This is a genomic window from Blautia sp. SC05B48, assembly GCF_005848555.1.
In the GTDB taxonomy this organism is placed as follows: Bacteria; Bacillota; Clostridia; order Lachnospirales; family Lachnospiraceae; genus Blautia_A.
In genome coordinates this window covers 1,635,235-1,645,945 of sequence record NZ_CP040518.1, presented here as the reverse complement: position 1 = coordinate 1,645,945, position 10,711 = coordinate 1,635,235, and the positions used below count along the sequence as shown (strand labels likewise).

General features: G+C 42.6%; 9 protein-coding genes. 2 read left to right on the top strand and 7 right to left on the bottom strand.

Annotated features, from left to right (window positions below; all coding sequences use genetic code 11):
* The first annotated feature begins 378 nt into the window (after positions 1–378).
* Positions 379–1,683: a D-alanyl-D-alanine carboxypeptidase family protein gene (locus EYS05_RS07590; protein WP_118626327.1), complete on the top strand. Its 1,305-nt coding sequence runs from the start codon at positions 379–381 to the stop codon at positions 1,681–1,683.
* Here the strand turns inward: EYS05_RS07590 and EYS05_RS07585 are convergent.
* From EYS05_RS07585 to EYS05_RS07575, 3 genes are all read right to left on the bottom strand, one after another.
* Positions 1,660–2,616, bottom strand: coding sequence for a 3'-5' exonuclease (locus tag EYS05_RS07585; RefSeq protein WP_118516241.1), 957 nt, complete (start codon positions 2,614–2,616; stop codon positions 1,660–1,662). The genes EYS05_RS07590 and EYS05_RS07585 overlap by 24 nt on opposite strands.
* A 113-nt stretch (positions 2,617–2,729) precedes the next feature.
* Positions 2,730–3,692 (bottom strand): nucleoside hydrolase, encoded by a 963-nt coding sequence (locus tag EYS05_RS07580; protein WP_138276929.1) that lies wholly within the window; start codon positions 3,690–3,692, stop codon positions 2,730–2,732.
* Between the two features lie 342 nt (positions 3,693–4,034).
* Entirely contained in the window at positions 4,035–4,472 is a 438-nt protein-coding gene (locus EYS05_RS07575) for an Hsp20/alpha crystallin family protein (RefSeq protein WP_118626333.1), read from the bottom strand.
* 362 nt (positions 4,473–4,834) lie between these two features.
* On the opposite strand from EYS05_RS07575, the gene EYS05_RS07570 reads away from it, so the two are divergent.
* Positions 4,835–6,157: an IS30 family transposase gene (locus tag EYS05_RS07570; RefSeq protein ID WP_138276438.1), complete on the top strand. Its 1,323-nt coding sequence runs from the start codon at positions 4,835–4,837 to the stop codon at positions 6,155–6,157.
* A gap of 281 nt (positions 6,158–6,438) precedes the next feature.
* Here the strand turns inward: EYS05_RS07570 and EYS05_RS07565 are convergent, their stop codons facing one another.
* From EYS05_RS07565 to EYS05_RS07550, 4 genes are all read right to left on the bottom strand, one after another.
* Positions 6,439–7,218 (bottom strand): YibE/F family protein, encoded by a 780-nt coding sequence (locus EYS05_RS07565; RefSeq protein WP_118626255.1) that lies wholly within the window; start codon positions 7,216–7,218, stop codon positions 6,439–6,441.
* Positions 7,215–8,315, bottom strand: a complete 1,101-nt coding sequence (locus EYS05_RS07560; RefSeq protein WP_138277699.1) for a YibE/F family protein — start codon at positions 8,313–8,315, stop codon at positions 7,215–7,217. Before EYS05_RS07560 ends, EYS05_RS07565 begins: the two co-directional genes overlap by 4 nt.
* A gap of 194 nt (positions 8,316–8,509) precedes the next feature.
* The gene (locus EYS05_RS07555) at positions 8,510–9,982 is read right to left on the bottom strand and encodes a PTS transporter subunit EIIC (RefSeq protein ID WP_118608941.1); all 1,473 of its coding nucleotides are present in this window, start codon (positions 9,980–9,982) and stop codon (positions 8,510–8,512) included.
* Between the two features lie 113 nt (positions 9,983–10,095).
* Positions 10,096–10,575: a PTS sugar transporter subunit IIA gene (locus EYS05_RS07550; protein ID WP_118626249.1), complete on the bottom strand. Its 480-nt coding sequence runs from the start codon at positions 10,573–10,575 to the stop codon at positions 10,096–10,098.
* Between the last annotated feature and the right edge of the window lie 136 nt (positions 10,576–10,711).

The window sequence follows — 10,711 nt, the reverse complement described above, 5'->3', positions numbered from 1 at the left end:
CCGGGCTTCCACCATCCCCGGTTCGCTGCAAGCTTTCCATATGGCTTACTGTCTCCATCACAGCTTTTTCTATATACGCTGTCTATTATAGGTTGGGGAAAATCCATATGTCAAGTGTTTTCAGGGATTTTTTCTTATTATATGTATGTTCACTTCTTCTTAATGGAATTTTCACAGACTGCAAGTAGTTTTTCCGGGAGGAAAGTGGTATACTACTACAGAATCTTGAGGGCAAAAATACAGCTTTTCATTAATACAATGCTATAATTAATGAAATACTGCACCTCATCACAAAACGGGCAAGAGTTTTTTCGGTTACTGATTTCCAAATGAATAATAACCTTCTCTCCCGGATTTATTACTGAAAGGTATCTTATTATGAAAAATATGAAAAAACGATCCCTGCGCCGGATCTTTGCCGGTATTCTCTGTGTGGGAATCCTGCTTACAGGCGCCGAGCCATGCAGCGCTTCCGCGCCTCTTGGATACGATGAATATGGTGATCCTATCGTCACTGCCACACCGGTTCCTGATGGACAGTCATCCGGTCAGGCCGCAGCAATCATGCCTGCTCACTCCAGCTATTATTCTCAGGCCGCCGACACCGATTCCATTGACGGGTGGCCCAAAGGTCCCGGCATCGAAGCACAGGCTGCAGTCCTTATGGACGTAAATACAGAAGCCGTTCTTTATTCCAAAAATGCGGACACACAGCTCTATCCTGCCAGCATCACAAAGATCCTGACTACACTGCTTGCCTGCGAAAATCTGAACGCTAAGACAAATATTACCGTATCTGAGAACGCTTCCACCAGTGTAACTGCCGGAGATTCCAGTATTTATGCGGCTCCCGGTGAAGAATTTACCAGGGATCAGGCCCTGATGGCCGTCATGCTCCAGTCCGCTAATGAAATGTCTGTCGCCGTTGCGGAAGAAGTTTCCGGTTCTGTAAAGAAATTCACAGAACTCATGAACTGGCGCGCCAAGCTTTTTGGCTGCAAGAACACACACTTTAACAATCCTAACGGTCTTCCGGATGAGAATCATTACACCACAGCCTCCGACATGGCAAAGATCGCCAAATCCGCCTGGCTAAACCCTCTTTTCCGGCGATACTGTACCAAACGTTATTACGAGATCCCGCCTACCAATAAATTTACCGAAGCCCGACAGCTGCTCAATCATCACAAGATGATGAAAAACGGCGAATACTATTATGAAGGTGTCCGTGGCGGAAAAACAGGATATACCGATGCATCCGGAAACACGCTTGTCACCTACTGCAAACGAGGAAATATAACGTTGGTAGCCGTAATCCTGAATTCTACTTCCGCGGCAAATGCTTACAGCGATACTGCTTCTCTTTTTAATTATGGTTTTGAAAATTTTGAAAAGGTGGATATGAAGGTGTCCATGGAGCCAGTCCCGTTTAAGGTACTCCCCTGTGACAAATATATCCTTAAGAATAACGGAAACACCTATCCGTTTTATTATCAGACAAAGGTTTATGTGACTATTCCAAAAGGTATCAAAAAATCACAGCTCAACAAACGCCAGGCCGTTCTTCAGAATGCTGTCGGCCCACTGCGTCTGAAAAGCAAATATTATTATAAGAAACAAATGGTCGGATGGGGAATGCAATACGAACGAAACATCGTATCAGATCTTCTCCTGGCTTCGTAACATTTTCCTGCGGCGGAGAGATTCGTGCTTTTCACGGATCTCATCCGCCGCTTCTGTATCTTCTGCTCTCAGGGTCTTCACCCCGAAATATTTTCCCTCATCCGTTTTTCGGATCCTGATCTTTCCGGCAACGGGTCCATGCTCATGGCAAAGGGCAAGGCTGTAATACACCTTGGGATTGTTGGTACTGAACCAGCGGATTTTCCGCTTGGCAGGACATCTGCAGATGGGACACATGGTACTTACCATGATGCGATCCTTCATCAGACGCTCCTTTGATACAAATTCCCTGGACACAAACTTATCATGGTCTGTATAGGAAATATAGATCTCGCTGTCTCTGGATTTGGGATTCTGATATACATCCAGGGACGGATGACGGATCATGCATGCTTCATCGATCTCCAGGAGTATCCTGGCAGTATAGCTGGCGTCTGCCAGTGCCCGGTGAAAATCACGTTTTTTGGGAAGCTCCAGATAGTCTGTGGCATATTCCAGGGAACGCCTGGATATTCCATCCTCGAATTTTATGCTGAAAAGTTTCTGCACATCATAGTAATGCACTGGCCCTGGCATCAGCTTCAAAAGATTATAGTATTTCATATTGCGCTGAAGTTCCATCACATCCTGGTCTCCCCAGGTAAAAAAGCGATACTCCTCCCCGCACCATTCCAGAAATCTGCGAATCGCCCTTGGAAAAGGAATGCCGTTTTCCAGTTCATGATAATCCACGTGGATCACTTCGTGGATACTGTCGTGGATCCAATGGTACACTTTGGGCTTGATCAGGCACTGAAAGGTATCAACGATCTCTCTTTTTTCATTTAATTTTACTGCCCCGATCTCTATGATCTCAAACGGGAGCCGACTATCCGGATGTCTTCTTCCATCCGGATTCTGGTTCCATTCCAGGTCAAATACAATATAGTTCATGGGTTTTCTGTCCTCTTATCTGACAGTGTGCACAGATATCTTTATGAAGAGCAGGCACTGTGTTCTGCTCCTCTATATCTTATGAACGCAACTGCTTCATGGTCTGATCCCGGTTATTTCCCGGTTCTGCACTCAGAAACAGAATAAATTGCTTCAAACAGCTCCTGCTGGAAGCTTTCTGTATCTGCATCTGTCAGAATCATATCTTTCATTTCATCTTCTTCGTGTAGCCACCAGCGGAAATCGCATAATGTGGCACCCCGTCCGGCACCGTCTGAACAGTCCACATCCAGGAATACTTTTTCTGTTTTAAAGAACTCCGGATGGATGAGATACATAAACGGTACAGCAGCATGGATACTTGCCACGCAGCGATATTTGGAAAAATTTTCAAGTACGTAGCCGGCCATATCTCCACAGGCTCTGGCTGCCTGATCACCGGACTGGCACAGCTTCATGATCTGGTTTCTGGTAAGATTACATTTCAGGGTAGCATCCAGTCCGCACATGATCAGTGGGATTCCGGAATCGAATACGATCTTTGCCGCCTCCGGATCTGCGTAGATATTGAATTCTGCTGCCGGTGTGATGTTTCCGCCTTTTGCTGCACCGCCTGTAAATACAATTTTTCTGATCTTATTCTTTATTTCAGGAAAAACCTTCAACAGAAGTGCAAGATTAGTCATTGGTGCAGTTTCAATCATTACTACCTGCTCGCCCTCCGGAAGGGTATTCAGAATATCACGGATAAAAAGCACTGCATTGTCAGAAGCAGCCTCTGTTTTTGCTTCCGGCAGTACGCAATGGCCAAGCCCTGTCTCTCCGTGAAATTCTTCCGCATAAATTGCCGCTTTCACAAGAGGACGATCCTGGCCTCCTGCCACCGGAACCTTCAGTCCGTAAAAATCCACCAGCTCCAGTGCATTTTTGGTCACTCTTTCTATCCTGGTACTTCCTGCAGATGTCGTCACTGCAAGCAGCTCCAGTTCATCCTGATGTGCTGCCGCATATGCCAGTGCGATCCCGTCATCGATTCCGGGATCACAGTCCATGATAACCTTGATCTTATCTCCCATATATTCACCTCTGTAAAAACTCTTTCCCCAGTTTTATAGTATTGCCGAATTTCCGCTGTTTACCTGTTCCAAGTATAACAGAGTGGGGAGGGAGTGTAAAGTTAATCAGAATTCACCTCTGTACTTCAGGCTGAAACGTAAAGAACCCCTCTGCCGGGCATTGGCAGAGGGGTGGAAAAAAAAGGGGGTTATATTCATTTATATAAACAAATGCAATGTGCAATTTGGAGTTTTAAGTCAGGCGGATAAAATTATCCGCATTCGGTCAACCAGCCATTATCTGGTTATCTCTGCAATATCCGTTTGGGTTGTTCCGGATATTTGCTTCAAAGTAAATGCCGATCAATCAATAGAAACAAATTTCTTCTCTTCTGCTTCTTTCTTGGTCTCTTCCTTCGGGAAGGTTACATAAAGGATTCCGTTCTCATATTTCGCATGGATATCTTCATGCTTAATGCTCGAGCCTACATAAAAGCTTCTGTTGCAGGTTCCTGTATAACGTTCTCTGCGAACATATTTACCTTTATCATCCTTCTCGTCCTTCTTCTCTTCTCTGGTTGCCTGAATGTTCAGATAACCATTCTTCAGCTGGATCTTCACATCCTCTTTCTTAAATCCCGGAAGATCGATCTCCAGTTCATAATTGCCATCTACATCACGGATATCTGTCTTCATCATATCCTTCACCTGAGGATAAGCATTGGCAGCTGCCTGACGGCCTGCAGGATATCCCATAAAATCATCAAATAAATCTTCTCCGAAAATACTTGGCATTAACATAACTCATTCCTCCTGATCTATATTCGCTGCGTATTATGCAGGCGTTTTTAATTTACTGTTTCTGAAAACTCTGTAAGAACTTTCTCCGGAAGATTTCTTTTTCTCTCTTCCTTTGTTCTGTATGTACTATAACACGCATTATTAGCACTGTCAAGAGGCGAGTGCTAATTTCACACTTTCTTCACATTTTCCCTAAAATGAAAAACTAATTTCCACTCTCAGCCCTTTATGTTCTTTTGCTGAAATTAGGGGTGGAACTTAGTCCTGCAATAAGCTATCCTATAACAAATGCCAGGGTACACTGGCCCATATCCTCCGATCACCGGAAATGATCCATTTTTATTACAAAGGAGGATTTACTTATGGCTACTAATAATATTGGGAATCACAAACACCTTACTCTCGCTGACCGTGCTGCTATCGAACATGGTATACAGATTGGCGAAAACTTTACACAGATCGCTCAGAGGTTAAACAAGGATTCCTCTACCATCTCAAAGGAGATACGGCGGCATCTCATACATGTTCCTCATTATCAGGACGACCTACAGAAGAAACGCTCAGAATGCCAGTTCTTTCATTTCTGTGAAAAAAGAAATGTATGTGGCAGCCTTTCCTGCCAGTCATTATGCTTTAAATGCCGTTCCAAACGCTGCGCCGTGTACTGCCGTGATTTTACTCCTATACTTTGTGACAGACTTAAAAAACCACCTTACGTCTGTAATAACTGTAAACAGATCCGGACCTGTTCCCATGACTTCTATTTTTACCGTGCCCATTATGCCCATGACCTTTATAATGAGATCAAGGTTTCTTCCCGTTCCGGTATCAATCAGACTCCTGAATCGCTGGAACAATTGGATCAACTGGTTTCGCCTTTTCTCCTTAAAGGGCAGCCATTATCTCATATTTACGCTTCCAATCAACATCTTATCGATTGTTCCATCCGTACATTGTATAACTACATTGATCATGGATATTTTACTGCTATCAATTTGGACCTCCCCCGCAAAGTACGCTATAAAAAGCGTCGCAAGACCAGAAAAGCCCCTGAAAACACCGGCTACCGGGAAAACAGGACATACCATCATTTTGAAAAATATCTTGAAGAATATCCAGACACAAATGTTGTAGAGTTAGATGTTGTGGAAGGAGCTGGTGGAAAATCTGAGAAAGTCCTTCTGACTATGTTATTCCGTAACTGTAACCTTATGCTCATTTTTTTGCTTGAAGCCGATAACCGTAAAAATATCAGGGAAGTTTTCCTTTGGCTGTATGAACAGCTTGGAGCTGATCTATACCACAAGTTATTTCCTGTCATCCTCACAGACAATGGCTCCTCTTTTAAAGACCCTGAAATATTTGAACGTCCTGGAGATACAGCTCGTTTATCCCGGGTTTTCTACTGTGATCCTATGTCGTCCTGGCAGAAAGGCAAGTTGGAAAAAAACCATGAATTTATCCGTTATATCCTTCCCAAAGGTATCGGCTTCGCACAACTGAACCAGAGCAAGGTAACTCTGATAGCTAACCATATCAATAGCGTGGCAAGAGCCAGTTTAAACGGCTGTACCCCATTTAAACTGGCTCAGTTACTGATAGACAGAAAACTATTGGAACTTTGCGATCTTAAAGATATACCCGCGGATCAGGTGATATTAAAACCCACGCTGTTAAAGCACTAAATATCACATTCATTTCCGGCATCGTATTCTCCAGACCGGTGGAAGTTACCCTTGCAAAGAACAGCCAGCGGTCCTTTCGTGATGTTCCAATCCCGTAAAAACACGGTGTTTTCTCCTTATATTATAGTTTTGTTTTGTGTAAATATCTATATCTTGTAGAAATTAATTCTGCAGAAATCCCTTTACTTATCAGTACTAGCACATGGTGGAAGTTACTTTTTCATTCAACCTCTTCACATTTTCACATTCTTCCCCACAGGTCTGACTGTTTTTTAACGCTATTATATAACTTCAGATTTTTCTTCCGAATCAGTACGGTGAATCTGTCGAATAATACATCCGATCGATACCGGGACGGTAATAAGGCAGGCTACCGCACCAGATAGCATGACTGCAACATCCTGGAATAGGAACTGAGAATTAAGAATGATCTCCATGGTATATTGCTGTGTCTGAATGTATGAAAATAATAAAATAGTTCCTCCAAGATAGGCAAACAGCAACGTATTTACCGTTGTTCCGATAATCTCTTTTCCAACCTGATAGCCGGAAGCTGTAAGTTCTTTCGCTGTCAGACCGTTTTTATGAGTCCAGACTTCATATACAGAAGATGTTACAGATAATGCTGTGTCGATAACAGCCCCAAGAGTACTGAAAACAGTTACAAATATTCCTACATGAAGCATGTTAATATGAAGGTCCGTACTGTAATAATACATAAAATCATCTTCCGAAATCTGCAGCTCATTTAACCCGTAACTTCCTGATCTCCATGTAATAATATAAATCGGAATAAACAAAAGTAACATTACCAGCAGTGTAGCCAGAAAAGCCGCCCGCGTCTTTGGATTATTTCCGTTCTGATAAAACAGAGAAATATAACAGACACCTGCACCTGCCACCAATATCAGGAGCAGTACAGGAAAACCGGCAGACATCAGCATAATTGAAAAAAATAAAATTACAATATTCCCCGCCAGTGTCATAATTGACATGGCTCCACGCTCTCCGCCAATCAAGATCACCAGAAAAATTAAAATCAATGCAAGAAAAATGATCATTCTCTGACACTCCTTTTCCGTGATGGTATTTTCATAATCGCTGAAGCAATAAAAACAGATACCGGTATTGCCAGTACAATTCCAATACTTTCTATCAGAAAACGACAGATATCATATGGAATGTGATATCTCACGATCGTTATAAAGCTTACATCATTATTCATCTTAAGTATGAACATGGGAATCATGCCACTTGCCAGAACAAACAACAGTACATTTATCATGGTTCCCATAATATCATATCCGATTTCACGACCGGAATGTATCAGTCTTCTCAGAGAAACCGATGGATTTTTCCGCACGATTTCTCCTACTGCTGCGCTGATCGTCACCGTCACGTCCATAATTGCACCAAGTCCTGTCAGCATAATATCTGCCCAGAATATATCCGCAGAATTGCCCATACTTCCAAGGTATTCCAGATTGGAATAATCCAGATCTCCGTACATATAAATAGAAAATTCAAACAATGCCATGATCAGAAACAGAACACACAGTGTTGAAAGAACTGAGGAAAATGTTTTTCTGTGAATTCCATTCAAGCAGATCAATGTAGTCAGTGAAAAAAGAACTGCGATGACATTACAGATATTTAAAATATTTTTCCCCTCTGTAAAAGCCTGAAATCCATATGCAAATATGACCGTATTCAGTATCAGTGATATTATCGTGTAAAATCCCTGCTTTCCTGTAATGCAGATCAGAAGAAAAAATAATCCTCCTGCCAATAAGGCCAGATACCCATCCCTTTTTACAGAACGTATCGTTTTTCCGGGGCTTTCCTTTGAACCACTTAAAAGAACGGTGTCTCCTTTATGATATTTCTTGGTCTGAACCTGAGAAGATGTATATTCATTAGAGACTGTTATTTTTTCCCCTTTATGCGAACCGTTTAATATCCGTGCTGTAATCTTCTGAGTATAGTAATATTCTTTTGAGCCCCTGGTTCCTTCTCTGCTCAGAGTCTGTTTTTCTGTTACAGAACATATTTTTGCCAGCGGTGTATGATAAAATCGGGAATTACAGCAGGTAAACAGAACAAAAATAATATATATGCCGGCTAAAAGATATTTTTTGTGAAATACGCAGGATTTCATTAACTTCATTCCCCCTGTAGAAATATTGCAATCGTAAATGCAATGACCTATTGCTTTTTATCGAAGTAACATTGTACGCTTTTTGAAAGTATCGGTCAATATAAGGTATACAAAAAAACAGCAGCAGAACCGTTTTCACAATTCTGCTGCTGCCCCATAATTATTTTAACAAATACCTGACTCCAAAAAAGCCATTATTTACAAAGCTCAGAAAATGCATCTGCAACAAACTGAACCTTGGTTCCGATGATAACCTGTACAGAAGTTTTTCCAGGTTTGATCACGCCTGCAACACCTGCAGATTTGATCACTTTATCATTTACAGCTGTAATATCCTTAACCTCAAGTCTCAGTCTTGTGATGCAGTTATCAATGCTTGTGATGTTCTCTTTTCCGCCACAGCCTTCAAGGATTTTTGCGGCAATAGCAGTATAATCATCATTTGCAAGCTCAATATTCTTCTCTGCCTCAAGATCGTCATCGTCTTCTCTTCCCGGAGTCTTCAGATCAAATTTCTTGATGGCAAAAAGGAATACAACATAGAATACGATGAATGCTGCAATTCCAAGAGGAAGGATGAGCCATGTCTTCTGTGCTGCCGGAAGTGAGGATGAGAAAAGTAAATCCATCGCACCGGCGGAGAAGCTGAAGCCTGCACGGAATCCAAGAGCAACTGTGATCATGGTAAAGATACCGTAAAGTAATGCATAGATCACATAGAGGCCAGGAGCAAGGAACATAAATCCAAACTCGAACGGCTCAGTTACACCACAGATAAATGCACAAATTGCTGCAGATGCAACAAGACCGATCGCGATTTTTTTCTTTGCAGGTTTCGCACATTTAACCATTGCAAGTGCTGCACCAGGAATACCAAACATCATACATGGGAAGAATCCGGACATGTACATTCCAAGGCTCCAGGATACATCTGCAGAAGTTTCACCTGCCCAGAAGTGCTGAAGATCGCCAAGTCCGATGGTATCAAACCAGAATACATTGTTCAGTGCGTGATGTAATCCGGTAGGGATCAGCAGACGGTTCAGGAATGCATAGATACCTGCACCAACAACATCCATACCTGCAACCGCTTTTCCTAATGCTACAAGTGCACTGAAAAGTAATGGCCATACAAACAGTAATACAACAGATACGACAATGGAAACCACTCCTGCGATGATCGCTACGCAACGCTTGCCACTGAAGAATGACAGCCAGTCAGGAAGCTTGGTGCTCTTGAATTTGTTATAGCATGTAGATCCGATGATACCGGCAAGGATTCCGATAAAAGGATTCGCAATTTTGTCAAATGCAAGAGTTTTTGTTGCACTGTCAGCGATTGATGGAATGATGGTTGTAACAAATCCTGTAGAAAGAAGTGTTGTGAGCATCAGCCAGGATGCAAGTGCAGCAATTCCGCCGGTTCCGTCATTCTTTTCTGACATACCGACACCAACACCGATAGCAAAAAGGATCGCCATGTTGTCGATCAGCGCTCCGCCTGCCTTAACCAAAAACAGACCTATCAGATTGGCTGCGCCGTGAATGTCTCCACCCTGCATGGTTGCCGGACATAACCAGTATCCGATACCCATGAGGATACCACAGATTGGCAGTACTGCCACTGGAAGCATTAACGCTTTTCCCAGTTTTTGAAGAAATTTCATATATTTCCCCTCCCTTAAAATAAATATATTTGACCGGATCACTCCGGTTATAACACCCCGAAAATTACTACTATCTCCGGGCTGTTATAAGCCTGTCAGCTGCATGAAGATGATCATGAAAGCTTGAGGACGGCTTCATCCGCCGAAACATCCCCCTCCTTCTGGAGGCTTATCTTTCCGTAATCATCTGTGTTGCAGATCAGAACCGGGATAATTGTATTTAAACCGGCTTTCTCGATTTTGTCCAGATCAGCCTCTATCAGAAGATCACCCTTTTTAACCTTGTCACCTGCTGCAACGTGCGCTTTAAAGGGTTCGCCCTTAAGTGTGACTGTATCCAGTCCGATATGTATCAGTATTTCCGCTCCCTGAGTGCTTGTCAGCGTAACTGCATGAAGAGTATCAAATACCATTGCCACTTCACCGTCTGCCGGAGCATATATCCTGCCGTCTGCCGGGATCACTGCAAAACCGTCACCCAGTACCTTATCCGCAAAAACAGGGTCCGGAACCTCTGCAAGGGGAACCACTCTTCCTCTGCAGGGTGCATAAATTAAATTTCCTTTATCTTTTCCTTTAAAAAATTTCAACATATTCTCTTCCTCCCGTTATTTTCCCACTTCCTCCGGTATTGATATCCACGATGTCGCTTTGTAAATATGTCTATATATATTTTTTCTGTGCCGGATTTATATTATATATTTCGTATAATTTTCATTTTTTGTTTTT

Excerpts from the sequence above, each read along its gene's own strand:
- EYS05_RS07590 (WP_118626327.1), top strand. The coding sequence starts at position 379 with ATGAAAAATATGAAAAAACGATCCCTGCGCCGGATCTTTGCCGGTATT.
- EYS05_RS07585 (WP_118516241.1), bottom strand. The coding sequence starts at position 2,616 with ATGAACTATATTGTATTTGACCTGGAATGGAACCAGAATCCGGATGGA.
- EYS05_RS07580 (WP_138276929.1), bottom strand. The coding sequence starts at position 3,692 with ATGGGAGATAAGATCAAGGTTATCATGGACTGTGATCCCGGAATCGAT.
- EYS05_RS07575 (WP_118626333.1), bottom strand. The coding sequence starts at position 4,472 with ATGTTAATGCCAAGTATTTTCGGAGAAGATTTATTTGATGATTTTATG.
- EYS05_RS07570 (WP_138276438.1), top strand. The coding sequence starts at position 4,835 with ATGGCTACTAATAATATTGGGAATCACAAACACCTTACTCTCGCTGAC.
- EYS05_RS07565 (WP_118626255.1), bottom strand. The coding sequence starts at position 7,218 with ATGATCATTTTTCTTGCATTGATTTTAATTTTTCTGGTGATCTTGATT.
- EYS05_RS07560 (WP_138277699.1), bottom strand. The coding sequence starts at position 8,315 with ATGAAATCCTGCGTATTTCACAAAAAATATCTTTTAGCCGGCATATAT.
- EYS05_RS07555 (WP_118608941.1), bottom strand. The coding sequence starts at position 9,982 with ATGAAATTTCTTCAAAAACTGGGAAAAGCGTTAATGCTTCCAGTGGCA.
- EYS05_RS07550 (WP_118626249.1), bottom strand. The coding sequence starts at position 10,575 with ATGTTGAAATTTTTTAAAGGAAAAGATAAAGGAAATTTAATTTATGCA.